We start from the raw sequence: 18,133 nt of genomic DNA on the forward strand, positions 1-18,133 counted from the left end.
CTCCGAGCGGGTTGAATGGTCGGGTGGACCACGAATCGATCGACCTCCTGCGCGAGGATCTCACCGCCGCCCGCTACCGGGTCGACGTGCTCGACGCTATCTGGGGCGAGCAGGCGGGATCCGCTCTGTTCCGGGGGCGGCGGTTGCCGGCGGAGCGGGCGCTCGAGCGGCTCCGCGCATCCGGCGACCCGCTGCCGCCGGCCGCGACGCTCGCGGCGCTGTTCGTGCTGGGCGACACCGTGCCGGCCGAGGAGGTGGCGGCGGCGTTGCCGCGACTCGGGGTGGCGGGGGCGAGCGCACTCGGGTTGCTGGGGCGCGCATCCGGTGAATCCGGGTGGAGCGCGCTGCTCGACCTGCGCCCCTACAGCTTCGTCGACGCGCTCGGGGCGGGCAGCTGGTGGGTGGTCTCCGACCTCGGCGAGGCGGTGCTCGGGCGGGCGCTCGACGAAGACCACGTGCTCGGCATCGGCGGCGCCTCGAACACGCTGAGCGGGCTGATGATCCCGACGCCGGCCGACTCGGTGCTCGACCTCGGCACCGGATGCGGCATCCAGGCAATGCACGCTGCCCGCCACGCCCGGCGCGTGGTGGCCACCGACATCTCACGGCGCGCCCTCTCGCTGGCGGCCATGAACGCTCGGCTGAACTGCATCGACTCGATCGAGTTCCGGCACGGCAGCCTGTTCGAACCCGTGCGGGGCGAACGCTTCGACCGGATCGTCTCGAATCCGCCGTTCGTCATCACTCCACGGGTGGAGGGTGTGCCGCAGTACGAATACCGCGACGGCGGGATGGTGGGCGACGCCCTCGTGGAGCAGGTGGTGCGACAGGCGGGGGAGCACCTCACCCCGGGCGGGATCGCGCAACTGCTCGGCAACTGGGAGTACCGTGCGGGGCCGGACGCTTCCGGGATGCTCGACGGCCTCGAACGCGTGCGGAGGTGGGTGTCGGGTGACGCCGGGCCGCAGCTCGACGCCTGGGTGATCGAGCGGGAGCGGCAGGATGCGCCGACCTACGCGGAGACCTGGATCCGCGACGGCGGCACGCGCCCCGGCACGCCCGGATTCGACCCGCTGTACGGAGCGTGGCTCGACGACTTCGAGGAGCGCGGGGTGCGTGAGGTGGGGTTCGGCTACGTGCTGCTGCGGCGGCCCGCGCTCACGGGCGCGCCGACTCTCGCGCGCTACGAGCGGGTCGACTCGGCCGTCGGCTCGAACCCGATCGGGCTCGGCGACCACCTCGCGGCGTGCCTGGCGGGTCACGACTGGGCGGCGCGCCGCGACGACGCGGCGCTGCTGCGCGAGACGCTCGTCTACGCATCCGACGTCACCGAGGAACGGCACTACTGGCCCGGGCACGACGATCCTGTCGTGATGACCCTGCGCCAGGGCGGCGGCTTCGCGCGCTCGGTGCCGCTCGACACGGGCCTCGCGGCGTTCGTGGGCGCGTGCGACGGCGATCTCTCGGTCGGGGCGATCATCGGGGCGATCGCCTCGCTCCTCGGGGTGTCGGAGGAGGCGCTCCGCGCCGACCTCCTCCCGGCCATCCGCGCCCTCCTGGCCGACGTGTTCCTCCGCTCCGCCGCCCCCTGATCCGTCCCGTCCTCCTTTTCGGGAGGAGCTGGGTGTTACCTCCCCCGTTTTCGGCCTCGGTTTCGTCCACGTCCTCCCGAATCGAGACGTTTCTCCACAGATCTCTCGAGGTCGTCCCACCGGGCGTCGGCACCGGGCACGCTGGTGCCCCATGGACATCCTCGAATTCACGGCGCGCAACGGCGGCGTCGTCAGTCTCCGTCACCTTCATGCTGCAGGTTTCAGCTCGCCCGATGTGTCGCGCACCGTCAGCCGCGGCAGCCTGCACCGTGTGGTGCGCGGCTGGGTCGCCGTCGACGGGGCACCGCCGCTCGCGCTCAGGGCGATCCGCGCCGGCGGGCGGGTGTCCTGCCTCGACGTGCTTCGCGCCCACCGCATCTGGAGCGTCAACGACCGGTTGCCGCACGTGCGGGTGGGCCGGCACTCCGGGCACTCCCCGTCGGCCGCCGACGGTCGACGATCGAAGACGCCGATCGTCGTGCACCGCTCTCTCCGGAGTCAGCCACTCGGCGATCGCGCCGTCGATCCGCTCCCTGTAGCGCTCGCACATGCCGTGCTGTGCCAACCCTGGATGGACGCCGTCGCCTCGCTCGATTCCGCGATGAATAGGGGGTACCTCTCGTTCGTGCAGGTGGCCGAGCTTCTCGACCCGCTGCCGGCCTCGAGTCGACGGTTGCTCGATCTCATCGATCCGACCTGTGAGTCCGGCCTCGAGACCAAGGCGCGATTGAGCCTCAAGGCGGTGAACATCCCGTACCGAACGCAAGTCGAGATCCCGATGGCGGGGCGCGTCGACATCCTCATCGGCGACCGGCTGGTGCTCGAACTGGACGGGTGGGAATGGCACTCGGACAAGGTCGACTTCGAGAGGGACAGGCGCAAAGATCTGGCCCTCCATAGCCTTCAATATCAGGTTCTGCGTCTGAGTCACGCACAGGTTTCCTCTGGCTGGTCGGAGGCTCTGGGCGTGATCAGGGCGAAGGTCTCGCGCGGGGAACATCGCTGGTCGGAACGGCAGCGGCGCACGCGTTTCGCGGTATGACGACGATTCGGGAGGAGGAGCGCGCGACCGACGCCGTTTTCGGGGGAGGTTGCGCTCTCCTCCTCCCGAAACGGCGGAGCAGGGTGTGGAGGACAGGAGTGGGGGATGTCGCCGAGCGAGGCGCGACTTTAGAGTGAGGGCATGGCGAATCGCGTAGTGGAGACCGACGTCTGCATCGTGGGCGGCGGACCCGCCGGCATCATGCTCGGCTACCTGCTGGGGCGCATCGGGGTCGACGTCGTGGTGCTCGAGAAGCACGCCGACTTCTTCCGCGACTTCCGGGGCGACACCATCCACCCCTCCACCCTCGGGCTGCTCGGGCAGCTCGGCCTCCGCGAGGAGTTCCTCGAACTGCCGCACAGCGAGGTGCACACGCTCGACTTCGTGGTGAACGGCGTGCGCATCCACGCCGTCGACTTCGGCAAGCTGCCCGCGCCGAACGACTTCCTCACCTTCATGCCGCAGTGGGACTTCCTGAACTTCCTCGCCGGCAAAGCCCAGGAGTTCCCCTCCTTCCGTCTGCTGATGAACACGAACGCCACGGGCGTGCGACGCGCCGGCTCCGCGGTGACCGGCGTGACGGCGACGGATGCGGAGGGCGAGCTCGAAGTGGTCGCCCGGCTCACCGTCGCCGCCGACGGACGTGGCTCGACCGTGCGGGCCGCCACGGGGCTCGAACCCCGCGAGTTCGGCGTGGGCATCGACGTGCTCTGGTTCGAACTGCCGAAGCCTCCCGTCTCGCCTCCGTCGACCCTCGCCTACGTCGACCGCAACGCCCTGGTGCTCACGATCGACCGCCGCGACCACCTCCAGGCCGGCTCGGTCATCCCCAAGGGCCGCTTCGTCGAGGTGCAGGCCGGCGGGCTGGAGGCCTTCCGGGAGTCGCTCGCGAGCACGGCGAAGCCGCTGCGCCCCGTGGTCGACACCCTCACCGACTGGGACCAGGTGAAGCTCCTCACCGTGCAGGTCGCCCGCCTCGAGTCGTGGCACCGCCCCGGCCTCCTCTGCATCGGCGACGCCGCGCACGCCATGTCGCCCGCCTTCGGCGTGGGCGTGAACTACGCGATCCAGGATGCGGTCGCCACCGCCAACCGGCTGGCCGAACCGCTGCTGGGCGACGGCGTGAGCGAGCGCGATCTGGCGGCCATCGAGCGCCGTCGGCTGCCTCCGGTGCGAGCCATGCAAGCCCTCCAGTTGCGTCTGCACAGCGCCATCGGCAAGCCGCAGTCGAAGCCTCTGCTCTCGAACCCCCCGACCCCGGCGCAGCGAGCGGCCCTCAACATCGTGGTGCCCACGATCCGGGCCATCGCCCCGCGCCTGATCGGGCGCGGCTTCCGGCCCGAGACCATCAGCGACGTCGTGGTGGGAGCACAGTGATTCCTCAGTCGCTCGCGGGAGACTGAATACCAGCGACGGCGCATCCGGCGCCCGCTGAGAACGGAGCGATCACCATGGGATTCCTCGACCGCCTCCTGGGCCGAGAAGAACCGCAGCAGTCCGCCCCCTATCCGCCGCAGGCGCCGGCCGGCCAGAGCTACCCGCCGCCCGCGCCCGCTGCGGCACCTGCCCGCACCGACGACGAGATCGCCGTCGAGCGCTACCGCTACCTCCTGCGCACCGCGCCTCCCGAGACCATCGAGCAGGTGCACGAGGAGGCCTTCACCAAGTTGACGCCCGAGCAGCGGCGCATCCTCTTCACCCAGCTCAGCGAGAACGCCCCCGCCGGCGAGCAGCCGCGCGGCGACGACCCGCGCTCCCTCGCGCAGGCGGCGACCCGATCCGAGATCCGGCAGCCCGGCACCCTGGAGCGCTCGTTCAACGGCGCGAACCGCGGCGGCAACGGCGGCATGGGCTTCGGCAGCATGGTGGCGAGCTCCTTGCTCGGCACCGTCGCCGGCTACGTCATCGGGTCGGCGCTCGTCAGCGCCTTCCTCCCGAACCCGGGAGCCGACCAGGCCGCGGGCGACGCCGGAAACGATGGCGCCGACGGCAGCGGCGACGGCTCCAACGACTCCGGAGACAGCGGCGGCCCGGATGCCGGCGGCGACGCCGGCGCGGCGTCCGACGGCGGAGTCACGGCCGACAGCGGCGGCGGCGATTGGTCGGGCGGATCGGGCGACTTCGGCGGCGGAGACTTCGGCGGGGGCGATTTCGGCGGCGGCTTCGACTTCTGATGCGCCGCCGAGTCGGTAGAGTCTGACGTTATGACAGACCTGCGCATCGTCGAGCACGAGCAAGACGACACCGTCACCTACTACGTCACGACCGACCTCAACCCCGACGACTTCCCGGGTGCGCCCTCGCTCGGCCCGTTCGACACACGGGCCGAGGCCGAGCAGGCTCTGAAGGACTGGGACCAGGAGCTCCTCGACGACGCGACCCCTGACGACGACGCGGCTCCCGCGACGGCCTAGCCCGAGCAGCCCCCGGCGGCGCGCCGGCGTCCTGGCACGCTAGGCGTTCTGCAGCACGATGACGACCGAGATGGCGCCGATGCTGAGGGCGACGAGACCGGCGATCACGATCCAGGCGAGCATGCGCGCATGGCCGAGCCGGCCGATGAAGCCGGACGGGCGGTTGTCGTACTCGTCGTCGTCGTTGCTCATGTGACGACGATACCGGGTAGCGTGAGTATCGGCCCAGCCCGTCGACACCGAAGAAGGCGATGAACGCATACGAGAGCCGACCGTGGCTGAAAAGTTATTCCCCTGAGCTCTCCCCGACCATCGATCCCGTCGAGTACGGCTCCATCGGCGAACTGATCCACGAGGTCTGCCACAAGTACGCCGATCGTCCGGCGTTCTCGAACCTCGGCACGGTGCTCTCCTTCCGGCAGATCGACGCCCTCTCCGACCGCTTCGCCGCCTTCCTCGTCGGCGAACTCGGGCTCGCCAAGGGCGATCGCATCGTGCTGCAGATGCCGAACCTGCTGCAGTATCCGGTAGCCGTCTTCGGCGCTCTGAAGGCGGGCCTGGTCGTGGTGAACGCCAACCCGCTCTACACGGCGCACGAGATGAAGAAGGTGTTCGTCGACTCGGGCGCCGTGGCGATCGTCGTGCTGCAGAACTTCGCCGACAAGCTCGAGAAGATCCTCGGCGAGACGTCGATCGAGCACATCGTGCTGACGGATGTCGGCGACCTCCTGCCCCCGGCCAAGCGCATCCTCACGAACTTCGTCGTGAAGCACGTGCAGAAGATCGTGCCGAAGCACGGCCTCACCGGCACGATCGGGTTCCGCGAGGCGCTCGAGAAGGGGGCGAAGCACGCCTCCGTCTCCCTCCCCGAGGTGACCCGGGGCGACACGGCGCTGCTGCAGTACACCGGCGGCACCACCGGCGGCACGAAGGCCGCCATCGTGACCCACCTCAACCTGATGTCGAACCAGGCGCAGATGCTCGCCCCGATGCGGCTGCGGCTCGACGAGGGCGCCGAGACCGTGATCGCGGCCCTGCCGATGTACCACATCTTCTGCCTCACGGTGAACTGCCTGGCCTTCTTCAACTTCGGCGCGCACAACGTGCTGATCACGAATCCGCGCGACACCGCGGGACTCACCAAGACGATCGCCACGACCAAGCCGAGCGTGCTCATCCTGGTGAGCACCCTCGCGGCCTCGCTCCTCGATCGCGACGACTTCAAGGCGCTCGACTTCTCGGGCGTGAAGCTGACGGTCGCGGGCGGAATGGCCCTGCGCGGGTCGACGGCCGCGGCGTGGAAGGACGCGACCGGAAACGACGTGCTCGAGGGCTACGGTCTCACCGAGGCCTCGCCCGTGGTCGCCGTGAACCCCACCTGGATGCCGCCCCGGGTCGGCACCATCGGTCTGCCGCTGCCCTCGACCGACATCGAGATGCGCGACGACGACGGCAACGTCGTTCCGCTCGGCGAGGCCGGCGAGATGTGCGTGCGCGGTCCGCAGGTGATGTCGGGGTACTGGAACCAGCCCGAGGCCACCGCCGACGTGCTGAAGGGGGAGTGGCTGCTCACCGGCGACATCGCCTCGATGTCCGACGACGGCTACATCACCATCGTCGACCGCAAGAAAGACCTGATCGTGGTCTCCGGGTTCAACGTCTACCCGAGCGAGGTCGAAGAGGTCGCGATGGCGTATCCGAAGGTCAAAGACGCCGGTGTGATCGGGGTGCCCGACGAGCACTCCGGCGAAGCGGTGGTGCTCTTCGTGGTGAAGGCCGACGACTCGCTCACCGAAGACGAGCTGCGCAGCTACCTCAAGGGTGAACTGGCCGGCTACAAACGGCCCAAACGCATCCTCTTCCGTGCCGACCTGCCGAAGTCGAACGTGGGCAAGGTGCTCCGCCGCGAGCTCAGGGAGTTGCTGGACTGAATCGATGCTGCGCCGCCGCTTCTGCGGCGCAGGGGACATGATCGCGTGAGGTCGCTCACGCGGCCTCGCGCTCACCCTGGGTCGTCTGGGAGGGCCCAGCAGCCTTCGATTGCGGAGGGCGTCGGTAGAGGATGGTGCCGGCTATCACCAGGGCGATGACGATGGTGATCGCCAGCACCACGCCCGCCAGCGGAAGCACCCCCGTGAGCAGGGGGAGGAGCAGCACCACCGCGGCCGCGCCGAGCGAGAGGGCGGGTGGGATGACGGTCGGCCGGATGAGCGGGCGGTAGAGCGCCCACATCGCCACCAGGAACACCGCCACCGGGATCGCGATCGCGTACGCGACCACCACGGCCGGCGCCTCGAGATGGTGCCCGATCGCCTCCACGCTCACCTCGAGCCCGGCGCCGAGCGCCGCCAACGACGCGAACACGAAGTAGTGACCGTAGCCCCAGAAATACGACCAGTCGCGGTTGCGCTCGAGCCCCACGTGCGCCGGCTCGAGGAAGTAGACCCACCACAGCCCGAACAGCAGCGCCAGACCGGATGCCGCGAGCAGCACGAACTCGCCCGACGACGATCCGGCGCTCACGACGCTCTGCACGCTGACGCTCGACGCGAGCACCGATTCGCCGAGCACGATGATGGTGAACAGGCTGTAGCGCTCGGCCACGTGATGCGGATGCCACGTCGTCATGCCGCGGCGCTCGGCCCAGATCGGCACCGCCATCTCGCAGACCGCCAGGAACGCGAACACGGCGATCTGCAGACCGAGCGAGAAGCCCTGGGTGACGAACAGACGGATGATCCAGAGCGCTTGCACGATCGAGATGCCGAGCGCGTACCGCAGCGCGGTGGGGCGCCCCGCCTCGTCCTGGGTCGCTGCCCGCAGCCACTGCACCACGAGGGCGATGCGCATGATGAAATAGCCGAGCGTGACGAGCGTGTAGTCGCCCGAGGAGAAAGCGGTGGGCACGCCCGCAGCCAACACGAGCACACCGCCCATCTGCAGCATGGTGAGCAGCCGATAGGGCACGTCGTCGGTGTCGTAGGCCGAGGCGAACCAGGTGAAGTTGAGCCAGGCCCACCAGATGGCGAAGAACACCATCAGGTAGTTCGGCAACGCGGTGCCGAGGTGGTCCTCGGCCACGGAATGGGCCAGCTGGGTGACGATCGACGCGATGGCCACCACGAAGGTGAGATCGAACAGCAGCTCGAGCGGGCTGGAGACGCGGCCCGGTTCGTCGATGCTGCGGGCGCGCATCCGCACCACTGGAATCAGACCGCTGAGCGCGTGCACGTCCTTCGACATGCGCTCCAGCTTAGAGCGGTGCCGACGGGGCGGATGCGACCTGCGGCTCAGAGGAAGAGCAGCACGAACTGCAGCACCACGGCCAGTGCGCCGATGCCGAGCAGGATCCAGCCCGTGGTGCGCAGCGCCCGGCCCTCGTGCTTGGGGTCGTCGATGCGGCCCACCGAGGGGTCGCGCGGGCTGACGTAGACCGTGACGTCTTCGCCGGGTTCGAGCACCTGGGTGTCGTCGTCGATCGAGGGAGCCTCGTAGAGCAGGCCGTCGTCGCCGAGCCAGCGGTAGGCGAGATCGCCGCCGGTGTCGATCACCACGACGCCGAGCGTCTCGCTCCAGCCGCGGAAGTAGGCGCCGCGGAGGAGTCCGATCACCAGGAGCACGACGCCGGCACCGAGGCCGATCCAGCTGAACAGCTCCGTGATCAACGACACGGCGTCGATCGCATCCTCCATGGTCAACACCCTATTGGGCCGGAGCCGCTCGCCGCGTCGGCATCCCGGGCCGCTGCGGAGCCCCGGGCCGAGCCGGAGCCCCCCGCTAGAGTGGCAGCGTGAACGGTGTGCAGCTCCTTCTCGTGATCGTGGGGGCGATCGCGCTGACCGGACTCGCGCAACGCCGGGGACTCCAGCCGGCTCTCGTCATCACCCTGGTCGGCTTCGCCGCATCCTTCATCCCGGGCTTCACCGGCATCGAGCTCGACTCCGACATCATCCTGGGTCTCGTGCTCCCGCCGCTGCTCTACTCGGCGGCGCTGAACTTCTCGTTCTTCTCATTCGTGCGCAACCTCCGCCCGATCATCGGTCTCGGAGTGGGGCTCGTGGTCGCGACCACGCTCGTCGTCGGCGTGTTCGCGGCCTGGGCGGTGCCGGCGCTCACCTTCGGCACCGCCATCATCCTCGGCGCGATCGTCTCGCCCCCGGATGCGGTGGCCGCCGTGGCGATCGGCCGAAAGCTCGGCCTGCCCAAGCGCGTGATGTCGATCCTCACCGGCGAGAGCCTCGTCAACGACGCCGCCGCGCTCACCCTCTTCTCGATCGGAGTCGCCGCGGTTGCCGGCACCCACACGATCTTCGAGAACCCGATCCTGCTCTTCCTCTACAGCGCCGTGGTGGGGATCGTGGTGGGCATCGCGCTCGCCTGGGTGTCGATGCTCATCCGTCGCCTGCTGAAGGATGCCGCACTCGAGACGGTGCTGGGTCTGATCGTGCCGTTCGCCGCCTATCTGCTGGCCGAGCAACTCGAAGCCTCGGGGGTGCTCGCGGTGGTGGCTGCCGGGTTCGTGGTGGGCACCAATGCCAGCCGTGCAGGTTACGAGACCCGGTTGCAGGAGCGCCAGGTGTGGAGCTCGCTCGATGTGCTGCTCGAGGCCTTCGTGTTCGCCTACATCGGCCTGCAACTGCGCTTCGTCATCCAGGATCTCACCGATACCGGGCAGTCGGTCTGGGCGGTGTTCGGGGTAGGGCTCCTCGTGCTGCTGGTGGTGCTGCTCATCCGCCCGGCCTGGGTGTTCCTCTCCTTCGGCCGCAACTACTTCACCGACCGGATCATGCGGCGCAAGATGGCGAGCGACGTGCGCATCCGCGAACGGATCGCTCGGGAGAACGAAGTCCGGGTCGCGCGCGGTCGCCGACCGCGGCAGTATCCGGTGTTCCTGAATTGGCGGGAGAGCGTCGTCGTGTCGTGGACCGGGATGCGCGGAGTGGTCACCCTCGCCGCCGCGGCCGGTGTGCCGATGCTGCTGGCGAACGGACAGCCCTTCCCCGGACGCGCCGAGATCCAGGCCATCGCCTTCATCGTGGCCGTCGGCACCCTGCTCGTGCAAGGGCTCACGCTGCCCGCGCTGATCCGTGCTCTGAAGCTGAGCGATCCGAAGCAGGACGCCTACGACCGGGAACAGACCGAGCTCGCCCGGAAAGTTGCGGAGGACGCCTCGAAGAAGGAGTTCGCCGCCTTCGTGTCGGCGCCGCCGCAGGGCATGCCGCTCGAGCTGCTGGAGCGCGTGCAGGCCATGGTGGCGCGGCAGTCGGAGGATGCCGAGCGTGCGCCCGATCCGACGGAGGGCGAGTTCGGGAAGGCGTTCGGCGCGCTCTACCGCCGCGTGCTGCAGGCGCAGCGCATGGCCGTCGTGGCCGAACGCGACGCGAACACGCTCGACGACGAGGCCGCCCGGGAGTTCCTCGAGCAGCTCGACTACCAGGAGGCGGCGATCGTGTCTCGTCTCGGCAATCGGCTCTGACACCCCGGCCATCCTCTTCCATCCGCCCCGAGCTCAGGAGAACCATGATCATCACCTTCGACGGCACCACCCCCGAGATCGACGAGACCGCTTGGATCGCGCCGACCGCGACCATCATCGGCCGCACCCGCCTGGCTGCCCGCTCGAGCGTGTTCTACGGCGCCGTGCTGCGTGGCGACACCGATTCGATCTCGCTCGGCGAGGGCTCGAACCTACAGGACAACGTGGTGGTGCACGCGGATGCCGGCATCCCGACCACCATCGGCGCCGGTGTGAGTGTGGGGCACGGCGCGGTGCTGCACGGCTGCACCATCGACGACGACTGCCTGATCGGCATGAACGCCACCGTGCTGAACGGTGCCGTGATCGGCGCCGGTTCGCTCGTGGCCGCCGGAGCCGTGGTGCTCGAGGGCACGATCGTGCCGCCCGGTTCGCTCGTGGCCGGGGTGCCGGCCAAGGTGCGCCGCGAGCTCGACGGCGAGGAGCAGGCGCGCATCCGGCGCAACGCGGAGACCTACCTGCGGCTGAGCGCCGGGCACGCGGTGGCGACCGTGATCGGCTGAGCGCCGAATCGCCAAAACACGCCGCAACGTCGCACGCCATACCGACGTTTTTTGGCGATTCGATGGAGCACGGCTCCTCGCGCGGGTTCAGGATGCGCGAGTACCCTGAGCGGGTGGCAACGACGACCCCCTCCGACTCGCTGATCGACGACGAACTGCTCGACCGCATCCGTTCGCGTGCGGCCGTGCACGATCGCGAGAACTCGTTCCCGCACGACGACCTGCGGGAGCTGCACGAGGTGGGCTATCTGCGGATGTTCACCCCGGTCGCTCTCGGCGGGCTCGGCTTCGGCCTCGCCCGGGTGGCCCGGGAGCAGACCCGGCTCGCCACCGCCGCCCCGGCCACGGCGCTCGCGATCAACATGCACCTGGTGTGGACCGGCGTGGCGAAGGTGCTGCTCGACCGCGGCGACGCCTCGCTCGAGTGGGTGCTGCGCGACGCGGCGGCCGGCGAGGTGTTCGCGTTCGGCAACAGCGAGGCGGGCAACGACCTCGTGCTGTTCGGATCGACGACGGAGGCCCATCCGCTGCCCGACGGCTCCTACAGTTTCACCGGCCGCAAGATCTTCACCTCGCTCTCGCCGGTGTGGACACGGCTCGGCGTCTTCGGGCGTGACGCCACCGATCCGTCGGCGCCGCTGCTCGTGCACGCGTTCGTCGACCGGTCGACCACCGGGATCACCACCCTGGAGGACTGGGACACTCTGGCGATGCGCGCCTCGCAGAGCAACACGACCGTTCTCGACAGTGCCGTCGCATCCGCCGATCGCGTGTTCCGGAAGCTGCCCGAGGGGCCGAGCGCCGATCCGCTGATCTTCGGCATCTTCTCGAACTTCGAGATCCTGCTCGCCGCGGTCTACACGGGCATCAGTCAACGGGCGATCGAGCTCGCCGTCGCGTCCGCCCACCGCCGCACCTCGCTGAAGGCCGGCGGACGGCCGTATGCGCACGACCCCGACATCCGCTGGAAGGTGGCGGAGGCCGGGATCGCGCACGACGCCATCCCGCCGCAGATCGAGGCGCTCGCCGCCGACGTTGACGGGCTCGTGAACCACGGGGCGGCCTGGTTCCCGAAGCTGGTGGGCCTCAAAGTGCGCGCCACCGAGAGCGCGCGTTTCGTGGTGGATCAGGCGCTGCGGGTGGCGGGCGGATCGGCCATCTACTCCTCTGCCGAGTTGGGGAGGCTCTACCGTGACGTGGTGGCCGGCATCTTCCATCCCTCCGACGGGGAGTCGGCGCACAACACGGTCGCCAACGCGCTGCTCGGGCCCGTCCCCGAGTGATGGTCTCTGCGTCGGAATCGGTGGGCCGCACGATTTCGGGAGGAGGAGAAGCCGAGCGCGCCCGTATTCGGCCTCGGTTCGCGTCTCGTCCTCCCGAAACGACGGTGGCACCGCGTGGGCCGGTCCGGTGGAGGCGCCGGTTCCGTGTCGCCGCGATAGCGTTCGGCCTGTTCGCCCTCACCGGATGCGTGCCGGAGGTGCCGGCCGCCGGCGTCGTGGCCACCGAGTCGCCGTCGGGCGCTGGATCGGCGCCGGGCGCCGGGGCACCGTCGCCGGGCGCCAGCGACAGCGGCACCGGCACCACGCCGCCGCCCGCTGCCACGGGCACACCTGCGCCCGTGTTCACCCGACACCGCGCGACGTTCCCGGCCCCGACGCGCGAGGAGCGCATCCGCTCGTTCGCCGAAGAACGGCTCGCGTCGATGACCCTCGAGCAGAAGATCGCGTCGTTGTTCATGGTGCACGTGGCGGGCGCCGACCCGGTGGCGCTGCAGTCCTATCTCGCCGGCAACGCGCCCGGCGGCCTGCTGCTGCTCGGCGACAACGTGCCCGGCAGCGCGGAGGAGGCCGCCGCCCTCACGGCCACGCTGCAGAGCGGCGACGGGCTCGGCACCCTGATCGCCATCGACGAGGAGGGCGGCATCGTCGCGCGTCTGGGCGCCGACACCTTCGCCGCGGCTGACACCCTGAAGAGCGAACCCGTGCAGGCGACGACGGATGCCTTCACGCAGCGTGCCGACCTGCTGCAGTCGACCGGGATGACGGTGAACTTCGGGGTGATCGCCGACGTCACCGCGGATCCGTCGTCGTTCATCTACGAGCGGGTGCTCGGAACGGATGCAGCCGCGGCGAGCGAACGGGTCGCCGCGGCCGTCGAGGCCGAGAACGGCAAGGTCTACAGCACCCTCAAGCACTTCCCGGGGCACGGTGCCGCGTCGGGCGACTCGCATACCTCGCTGCCGGCCACCGACCTGCCGTTCGCGCAATGGCAGGCCGAGGATGCGCCGCCGTTCCAGGCGGGCATCGATGCGGGCGCGCCGATCGTGATGTTCGGGCACCTCGTCTACCGGGCCGTCGACTCGGCGCCGGCGTCGTTGTCGCCCGCCTGGCATCAGGTGTTGCGGGAGCAGCTCGGGTTCGACGGCGTGGTGGTGACCGACGATCTGTTGATGCTCGAGGCATCCGGCGTTCCGGAGTACGCCGACCGCACCGCGAATGCCATCGCGGCCATCAACGCGGGCAACGACCTGCTGCTCTACAACACGCAGCTCGATCTCCCCGCGATGACGGCGGCGATGGTGGCAGCGGTGCAGGGCGGCCTGATCTCGGAGCAGACCATCGACGACGCGGCGTTGCGCGACCTCTCGCTGCGCCGCGACCTGTGGTTGCGCCAGCACCCCGTTCCCGTGGTGCCGGCACCGGCGCCGGCGCGCTAAGTGTGATGTCCAGGGACGTTGTTTCGGGTATTCGTCGTTGAGGTGCTGACAGGCGAAGGCCTCCTGTTGTGAAGTGGAGCTATCTAGGAACCGCTTCACGAATCAGGAGGCCTTCGTGTCCCACGCTAACGCTGCTCTAACTCCCCGCGCTCGTCTCAAGCTCGCCCAGCTCATCGTTGAGGAGCATTGGCCGGTCGCGGTTGCCGCGAAGATGTTCATGATCTCCCCTGTGACTGCCCGCAAGTGGGCGGCGCGATTACGCGGCGAGGGGCCGGCCGGGATGGTCGACCGGTCAAGCCGCCCGCGGTCGATCCCGAACAAGACCGCGCCGGATGTGGTGCGAAAGATCGTCCAGCTGAGGTGGCGACAGCGTCTCGGGCCGGCTCAGATCGCGGGCGAGCCCGGGATGCCCGTATCCACCGTGCACGCGGTGTTGGTGCGGTGTCGAATCAACAAGCTAAGCCGCATCGATCGAGCCTTCGGTGAACCGATCCGCCGTTACGAGCACGATCATCCCGGTTCGCTGATCCACGTCGATGTCACAAAGTTCGGCAACATTCCTGACGGCGGCGGATGGCGATACGTGGGTAAGCAACAAGGCGACCGGAATCGGGCCGCGACCGTCGAACGAACCGGGACACCCCGGTCAGCATCACGCGGCCCCGTTCTGGGCACCGCATTCCTGCATACCGTCATCGATGACCACTCTCGCGTCGCTTACGTCGAGATCTGCGCCAACGAGACCGCAGCCACCGCGATCGGCGTGCTTCGCAGGGCCGTGGCCTGGTTTGCGGACCGGGGTGTCATTGTCGAGAGAGTCCTCTCCGACAACGGCTCGGCATACAAGTCACACGCCTGGCGAGACAGCTGCTCCGAACTCGGGATCACACCCAAACACACCCGCCCCTACCGACCCCAGACCAATGGGAAGATCGAACGCTTCCACCGCACCCTCGCCGACGGATGGGCCTACGCCCGGTTCTATGCCTCAGAATCAGAACGCCGAGCAACACTGCCCGGCTGGCTCCACTACTACAACCAGCACAGGCTCCACACCGCGATCGGCGCCCCACCCATCAGCAGACTCAACAACCTCCCTGAACACCACAGCTAAGGGACCGGGGGAGCGGGCGGGGCGGGCGTGCGCGGCTTCTTGCCACCGCGGCGGGCCAGCAGCACGATCAGCACCACGATCGCCGCGATCACGGCGAGCGGGATCAGGAACGGGATGAAGAACCCGAGCGCCACCACGAAGCCGGCCAATCCCGCGGTCAAGGCTGCCCACCCGGTGGCCAGGCCGCTCCAGAAGTCGCCCGGAACGCTCGGTGCGAGGGCACCCTTCTCCTGCAGGTCGAGCGTGATGGTGGAGTAGTCGATCTGGTCGGCGAGGTACTCGCGCTGCGACTTCAAGCCGTCGAGCTGACCCTGCCGATCGGAGATCGCCGTCTCGAGCTCGACGAGATCGGCCGTGGTGGCCGCCTGGTCGACGAGGGCGAGCAGACGGTCGACGGATGCCTGCAGCGCCTTGATCTGCGCATCCAGATCGCGCACCTGCAGGGTGACGTCGGTGCTGCTGAGCGAGACCTGTTCGACCGTGCCGAGCTTCTTCAGTTCGTCGATGGTCTTGTCGACCGCATCGGCCGGCACCCGGATCGTCAGTTGAGCGCTGGCGCGCTGGTCGTCGGAGCCGGCCTGCTGGGTGCGTGAGTCGATGCGCCCGTCGAGCGACTCGACGAGGGCGACGGCATCGTCGGTGGCGGCGGCCGGGTCGTCGACGGTGACCGTGATCCAGCCGGTGGTGATGACGCTCTGGTCGGTGGTGGCGGCGTCGCCGGCGAGGCCGCCGTCGCTCGCCGAACCTTCCTTGGCCCCCTGAGCGGGGGCGACGATGCCGGACGGGGCCGACGACGACCCACCGGAGGCCGCGCATCCGGCCAACAGGAGCACGGCGGCGACAGCCGAGGAAGCGAGGATCATTCGTCTCATGACGCTCACTGTAGAGAGGGATCTCTGTGTGCTGCCTGGAACTCCGCGGATGGTTATCCGGTCGTTATCCGGATGCGCCGCTGGGGCTCTGCTGAGAGCTGGCTGACACCCGCGAGCGGCTTCGGGAGGGTCGTCCTAGGGTGAGGTCACCGACGGAAGGAGACCATCATGGGATTCATCGACGATGCGAAAGACGCGGCCGAGGCCACCGGCAAGAAGATCGGCCGGGCCGTGGAAGACGCCAAGGAGCGGATCGACGACAAGGTCGACGAGGTCAAGGCCGACGCCGAGGTCAAGCGCGCCGAGAGCGACGTGAAGCGGGCCGAGGCCGAGCGTGACGCCACCCAGGCCAAGAACGACTACAAGGAGAAGCTGCGCGACTGAGCCCGGGCTTTCCCGCCCGCGCGGGGCGGCTACGCTCGAAGCATCATGGAGCAACGAATTCTCGGCCGCACCGGCCGCTCGGTATCGATCGTGGGCCTCGGCACCTGGCAGCTCGGGGCGGACTGGGGTGACGTCGACGAGACGGCCGCGCTCGACGTGCTGGGCGCATCCGTCGACGCCGGAGTCACCTTCTTCGACACGGCCGACGTCTACGGCGACGGACGCAGCGAGACCGTTATCGGCCGCTTTCGGCGGGAGAACCCGTCGGCCCCGCTGACGGTCGCCACGAAGATGGGGCGCCGTGGGCCGCAGGAGCCGGGCGAGTTCACGCTGGCGAACTTCCGGGCCTGGACCGACCGCTCCCGCGCGAACCTCGGCGTCGACCGCCTCGACCTCGTGCAGCTGCACTGTCCGCCGACGCCGGTGTTCTCGAGCGATGCGGTGTACGACGCGCTCGACACCCTCGTGGAGGAGGGCGCGATCGCGAACTACGGCGTCAGCGTCGAGACCTGCGCCGAGGCGCTCGCCGCGATCGCCCGGCCGGGCACGGCCAGTGTGCAGATCATCCTCAACGCCTTCCGGTTGAAGCCGCTCGACGAGGTGCTGCCGGCCGCGCTGGCCGCCGGTGTCGGCATCATCGCCCGGGTTCCGCTCGCATCGGGGTTGCTCACGGGCCGTTACACCGCCCAGACGACCTTCGCGGCCGACGATCACCGCAATTACAACCGCGACGGCGGCAGCTTCGACGTGGGCGAGACCTTCTCGGGCGTCGACTACGCACAGGGAGTCGCGGCGGCGCGCGAGTTCTCGGCGCTGGTGGAGTCGACGATGCCTGGGACCGCTCCGGCGGCCGCCGCGATCGCCTGGATCGCGAGCCTGCCCGGTGTCACCTCGGTGATCCCCGGTGCGCGCAACCGTGCGCAGGCGGAGTCCAACGCGGCTGCCGGTGCCCTCACCGTGCCCTCCGCGCTCGACGCGGGTGTGCACGAGATCTACGACCGCTCCTTCCGCGAGGCCGTTCACCCGCGCTGGTAGCCCCGCGCCCGATTTCTTGCCCCTAGCGGCCCTCAACCCCGAGTTTTAGGGCTGTTACGGGCAAGAAGTTGCGGGAGTCAGTTGCGGTCGTCGGGGTCGACACCGGTGCGCTCGCCCGTCGCGAGGGAGGCGATGACTTCGAGATCGTCGGCGTCGAGGGCGAAGTCGAAGACGTCGATGTTCTCGCGGATGCGCTGCGGCGTCACCGATTTCGGGATGACGGAGACGCCGAGTTGCACGTGCCAGCGCAGCACGATCTGCGCCGGGCTCTTGTCGTGCTTGCGCGCCACTCCGGCGAGCACGTCGCCGCCGTGGGCCGGGTCGAGCACGTGGCCGCGCGCCAGCGGCGACCAGGCCTGGGTGAGGATGCCGTGGGCTGCGTCGTAGGCGCGCACCTCCGCCTGCGGAAGCCACGGGTGCAGTTCGACCTGGTTGACGGCGGGCGTCGTGCCGGTCTCGGCGATCAGGCGGTCGAGGTGCTTCGTGTGGAAGTTCGCGACGCCGATCGATCGCGCCCGTCCCTCGGCCGCCAGCTTCTCCAGTGCTCGCCAGGTGTCGACGTAGCGGTCGTTGGCAGGCGCCGGCCAGTGGATCATGTACAGGTCGACGTAGTCGGTGCCGAGCCGCTCGAGGCTCTCGTCGAACGAGCGCAGCGTGCTGTCGTAGCCGTTCTCGGTGAACCACACCTTGGTGGTCACGAAGACGTCGTCTCGGGGAAGGCCGCTACGCCGCACCCCCTCGCCGACACCCTTCTCGTTGAGATACATCGCCGCCGTGTCGATGAGGCGGTAGCCGTTGCGGAGGGCGAAGTCGACCGCATCCGCGGCTTCCGCATCCGTCGTCTTGTAGACGCCGAGTCCGAGTTGCGGGATGCGCCGGCCGTCGTCGAGAAGGAGCGTGGGGGAGAGCGCGTCGACCATGA

Annotated in this window: 18 protein-coding genes; 13 read left to right on the forward strand and 5 right to left on the reverse strand. The window is 69.3% G+C overall.

The features are described from left to right. The first annotated feature begins 23 nt into the window (after nt 1-23). The 5 genes from BLW00_RS13755 to BLW00_RS13775 all read left to right on the forward strand — a co-directional run bounded on the left by BLW00_RS13755 (nt 24) and on the right by BLW00_RS13775 (nt 5,048). Entirely contained in the window at nt 24-1,592 is a 1,569-nt protein-coding gene (locus BLW00_RS13755) for a DUF7059 domain-containing protein (protein WP_245741589.1), read from the forward strand. Between the two features lie 151 nt (nt 1,593-1,743). Then, nucleotides 1,744-2,634 (forward strand): type IV toxin-antitoxin system AbiEi family antitoxin domain-containing protein, encoded by an 891-nt coding sequence (locus tag BLW00_RS13760; RefSeq protein ID WP_092555115.1) that lies wholly within the window; start codon nt 1,744-1,746, stop codon nt 2,632-2,634. A 141-nt stretch (nt 2,635-2,775) separates the two neighbouring features. After that, the gene (locus BLW00_RS13765) at nt 2,776-4,011 is read left to right on the forward strand and encodes an FAD-dependent oxidoreductase (protein ID WP_092555117.1); all 1,236 of its coding nucleotides are present in this window, start codon (nt 2,776-2,778) and stop codon (nt 4,009-4,011) included. A 74-nt stretch (nt 4,012-4,085) separates the two neighbouring features. Then, nucleotides 4,086-4,808 (forward strand): hypothetical protein, encoded by a 723-nt coding sequence (locus BLW00_RS13770; protein ID WP_092555119.1) that lies wholly within the window; start codon nt 4,086-4,088, stop codon nt 4,806-4,808. A gap of 30 nt (nt 4,809-4,838) precedes the next feature. Further along, nucleotides 4,839-5,048, forward strand: a complete 210-nt coding sequence (locus BLW00_RS13775; protein ID WP_092555121.1) for a hypothetical protein — start codon at nt 4,839-4,841, stop codon at nt 5,046-5,048. 39 nt (nt 5,049-5,087) lie between these two features. Here the strand turns inward: BLW00_RS13775 and BLW00_RS23485 are convergent, their stop codons facing one another. Further along, nucleotides 5,088-5,240 (reverse strand): hypothetical protein, encoded by a 153-nt coding sequence (locus tag BLW00_RS23485; RefSeq protein WP_175494277.1) that lies wholly within the window; start codon nt 5,238-5,240, stop codon nt 5,088-5,090. A 59-nt stretch (nt 5,241-5,299) separates the two neighbouring features. Between BLW00_RS23485 and BLW00_RS13780 the strand changes: the two genes are divergently transcribed. Next, complete coding sequence (locus tag BLW00_RS13780) at nt 5,300-6,979, forward strand: AMP-binding protein (protein WP_092555123.1); 1,680 nt, start codon at nt 5,300-5,302, stop codon at nt 6,977-6,979. Nucleotides 6,980-7,034: 55 nt separating this feature from the next. On the opposite strand, the gene BLW00_RS13785 is transcribed toward BLW00_RS13780, so the two are convergent. Next, nucleotides 7,035-8,291 (reverse strand): low temperature requirement protein A, encoded by a 1,257-nt coding sequence (locus BLW00_RS13785; protein ID WP_217634382.1) that lies wholly within the window; start codon nt 8,289-8,291, stop codon nt 7,035-7,037. Nucleotides 8,292-8,338: 47 nt separating this feature from the next. Continuing rightward, nucleotides 8,339-8,740 (reverse strand): DUF3592 domain-containing protein, encoded by a 402-nt coding sequence (locus BLW00_RS13790; protein ID WP_092555125.1) that lies wholly within the window; start codon nt 8,738-8,740, stop codon nt 8,339-8,341. 98 nt (nt 8,741-8,838) lie between these two features. Here BLW00_RS13790 and BLW00_RS13795 point away from each other — a divergent pair, with 98 nt between their 5' ends. From BLW00_RS13795 to BLW00_RS13815, 5 genes are all read left to right on the forward strand, one after another. Beyond that, nucleotides 8,839-10,524, forward strand: a complete 1,686-nt coding sequence (locus BLW00_RS13795) for a cation:proton antiporter (RefSeq protein ID WP_217634383.1) — start codon at nt 8,839-8,841, stop codon at nt 10,522-10,524. A 44-nt stretch (nt 10,525-10,568) separates the two neighbouring features. Beyond that, a complete protein-coding gene (locus BLW00_RS13800) occupies nt 10,569-11,087 on the forward strand; it encodes a gamma carbonic anhydrase family protein (protein WP_092555127.1) in 519 nt (172 codons plus the stop codon). Between the two features lie 113 nt (nt 11,088-11,200). Next, nucleotides 11,201-12,370, forward strand: a complete 1,170-nt coding sequence (locus BLW00_RS13805) for an acyl-CoA dehydrogenase family protein (RefSeq protein WP_245741590.1) — start codon at nt 11,201-11,203, stop codon at nt 12,368-12,370. Nucleotides 12,371-12,558: 188 nt separating this feature from the next. Then, nucleotides 12,559-13,806, forward strand: a complete 1,248-nt coding sequence (locus BLW00_RS13810; RefSeq protein WP_175494278.1) for a glycoside hydrolase family 3 N-terminal domain-containing protein — start codon at nt 12,559-12,561, stop codon at nt 13,804-13,806. 115 nt (nt 13,807-13,921) lie between these two features. Further along, nucleotides 13,922-14,920 (forward strand): IS481 family transposase, encoded by a 999-nt coding sequence (locus BLW00_RS13815; protein WP_139256722.1) that lies wholly within the window; start codon nt 13,922-13,924, stop codon nt 14,918-14,920. On the opposite strand, the gene BLW00_RS13820 is transcribed toward BLW00_RS13815, so the two are convergent. Beyond that, a complete protein-coding gene (locus BLW00_RS13820) occupies nt 14,917-15,792 on the reverse strand; it encodes a DUF4349 domain-containing protein (protein ID WP_092556102.1) in 876 nt (291 codons plus the stop codon). The genes BLW00_RS13815 and BLW00_RS13820 overlap by 4 nt on opposite strands. A gap of 168 nt (nt 15,793-15,960) precedes the next feature. On the opposite strand from BLW00_RS13820, the gene BLW00_RS13825 reads away from it, so the two are divergent. Beyond that, the gene (locus BLW00_RS13825; protein ID WP_092555134.1) at nt 15,961-16,176 is read left to right on the forward strand and encodes a hypothetical protein; all 216 of its coding nucleotides are present in this window, start codon (nt 15,961-15,963) and stop codon (nt 16,174-16,176) included. Nucleotides 16,177-16,221: 45 nt separating this feature from the next. Then, nucleotides 16,222-17,211: an aldo/keto reductase gene (locus BLW00_RS13830; protein WP_092555136.1), complete on the forward strand. Its 990-nt coding sequence runs from the start codon at nt 16,222-16,224 to the stop codon at nt 17,209-17,211. Nucleotides 17,212-17,288: 77 nt separating this feature from the next. On the opposite strand, the gene BLW00_RS13835 is transcribed toward BLW00_RS13830, so the two are convergent. Next, the gene (locus BLW00_RS13835) at nt 17,289-18,131 is read right to left on the reverse strand and encodes an aldo/keto reductase (protein WP_092555138.1); all 843 of its coding nucleotides are present in this window, start codon (nt 18,129-18,131) and stop codon (nt 17,289-17,291) included. Between the last annotated feature and the right edge of the window lie 2 nt (nt 18,132-18,133).

This window comes from Herbiconiux ginsengi, assembly GCF_900107435.1.
Taxonomy (GTDB): Bacteria; Actinomycetota; Actinomycetes; order Actinomycetales; family Microbacteriaceae; genus Herbiconiux; species Herbiconiux ginsengi.

What these genes read in the sequence shown, in the direction of transcription:
- BLW00_RS13830 (WP_092555136.1), top strand. Translation starts at nt 16,222, where the DNA reads ATGGAGCAACGAATTCTCGGCCGCACCGGCCGCTCGGTATCGATCGTG.
- BLW00_RS13820 (WP_092556102.1), bottom strand. Translation starts at nt 15,792, where the DNA reads ATGAGACGAATGATCCTCGCTTCCTCGGCTGTCGCCGCCGTGCTCCTG.
- BLW00_RS13760 (WP_092555115.1), top strand. Translation starts at nt 1,744, where the DNA reads ATGGACATCCTCGAATTCACGGCGCGCAACGGCGGCGTCGTCAGTCTC.
- BLW00_RS13825 (WP_092555134.1), top strand. Translation starts at nt 15,961, where the DNA reads ATGGGATTCATCGACGATGCGAAAGACGCGGCCGAGGCCACCGGCAAG.
- BLW00_RS13775 (WP_092555121.1), top strand. Translation starts at nt 4,839, where the DNA reads ATGACAGACCTGCGCATCGTCGAGCACGAGCAAGACGACACCGTCACC.
- BLW00_RS13765 (WP_092555117.1), top strand. Translation starts at nt 2,776, where the DNA reads ATGGCGAATCGCGTAGTGGAGACCGACGTCTGCATCGTGGGCGGCGGA.
- BLW00_RS23485 (WP_175494277.1), bottom strand. Translation starts at nt 5,240, where the DNA reads ATGAGCAACGACGACGACGAGTACGACAACCGCCCGTCCGGCTTCATC.
- BLW00_RS13780 (WP_092555123.1), top strand. Translation starts at nt 5,300, where the DNA reads ATGAACGCATACGAGAGCCGACCGTGGCTGAAAAGTTATTCCCCTGAG.
- BLW00_RS13770 (WP_092555119.1), top strand. Translation starts at nt 4,086, where the DNA reads ATGGGATTCCTCGACCGCCTCCTGGGCCGAGAAGAACCGCAGCAGTCC.
- BLW00_RS13785 (WP_217634382.1), bottom strand. Translation starts at nt 8,291, where the DNA reads ATGTCGAAGGACGTGCACGCGCTCAGCGGTCTGATTCCAGTGGTGCGG.
- BLW00_RS13835 (WP_092555138.1), bottom strand. Translation starts at nt 18,131, where the DNA reads ATGGTCGACGCGCTCTCCCCCACGCTCCTTCTCGACGACGGCCGGCGC.
- BLW00_RS13790 (WP_092555125.1), bottom strand. Translation starts at nt 8,740, where the DNA reads ATGGAGGATGCGATCGACGCCGTGTCGTTGATCACGGAGCTGTTCAGC.
- BLW00_RS13800 (WP_092555127.1), top strand. Translation starts at nt 10,569, where the DNA reads ATGATCATCACCTTCGACGGCACCACCCCCGAGATCGACGAGACCGCT.